Annotated in this window: 2 protein-coding genes; both read left to right on the top strand. The window is 55.0% G+C overall.

From position 1 onward, the window contains the following. The coding region (locus ABJK56_RS02045; protein WP_347243000.1) for a M23 family metallopeptidase at positions 1 to 668 on the top strand (668 nt) is incomplete at its 5' end. Between the two features lie 7 nt (positions 669 to 675). After that, the gene (locus ABJK56_RS02040) at positions 676 to 921 is read left to right on the top strand and encodes a hypothetical protein (RefSeq protein ID WP_347242999.1); all 246 of its coding nucleotides are present in this window, start codon (positions 676 to 678) and stop codon (positions 919 to 921) included. Positions 922 to 998: the final 77 nt, after the last annotated feature.

Genomic DNA, 998 nt, shown 5'->3' with positions numbered 1-998 from the left:
AGCGAGTGGCCAAACTCACTTGGGACCGATGGCGCTGGACCATCGGTGGGATTGCTGATGATGCCGGCATTGGCGATATAGAATATCGCCGAGTGTTGGCAATAGACCCAGACGCCTGGCCTGAATCGTTGGCTGAATTTTTCAATAGCTATTACCCTGGCACCCGACTGATCCCGATCAAATCGGGGAATGATTTCCAACTGCGTGGGCGCTTTGTGGCTGCCGAGCTTCTTGACCGTGGCTTGCAATGGCAATACCCCACAACTTATTTCCTCCCGACAATCACGGATAATTTCGGTGCCTGGCGGGGGACATATTACCACAATGGGTTGGATCTGCGCTCGTCCTGGCGCCGATGGGGGGATGAAGTTTTGGCCGCCATCGGCGGGCAAATCATCGTCGCCGGAGCGAATCCCAACGAGCCTTGGTTCGGCCAGCAGGTGCGCACCCGCACGGTTCTGCCCGACGGCTCTACGGTATTGGTGCGGTACGCTCACCTTCTGGTCGGCGGTATTTACGTCAAGGTGGGGGATGAAGTCGTAGCAGGACAGAGGCTGGGCAGGCCTGGTGCAACCGGCAGTGCAACGGGAGATCATCTGCACATTGACATCAAATGGGAAGGTGATTATGCCGACCCGGAGATGCTGATCGCCTGGCCTGGGAATTAGTTGATCTATGAATTCTGATACTATTCTGGCCAAAATCGAAGCAAGTCTTGACGACCCGGAGACGCCGCGTTGGGCGATTCCGATGCTGCTCTGCATCCGAGACGATCACCGGCGGTTAAACGAGCATCTTGCCACCCACAACCGGTGGTCAGTATCCGCCACGCAGATTCTTATCAATGTAATCATCGCCATTAGCGTGGCCGTGACTTTTTGGTTTCTGGCCGGCAGATTGCCGGCAATATTCGGTCCATAATAAATTCAAGGAGGTGTGAAATGATAGATTTCGTAGTTGCGGGTATCCCCGCAGGGCTCATCATTGTTGCCATCGTC

Origin of the sequence: Thermogutta sp. (assembly GCF_039793925.1) — a bacterium.
Lineage (GTDB): Bacteria > Planctomycetota > Planctomycetia > Pirellulales > Thermoguttaceae > Thermogutta.
This window is presented reverse-complemented; position numbering and strand designations above follow the sequence as displayed.

Excerpts from the sequence above, each read along its gene's own strand:
- ABJK56_RS02040 (WP_347242999.1), top strand. The coding sequence starts at position 676 with ATGAATTCTGATACTATTCTGGCCAAAATCGAAGCAAGTCTTGACGAC.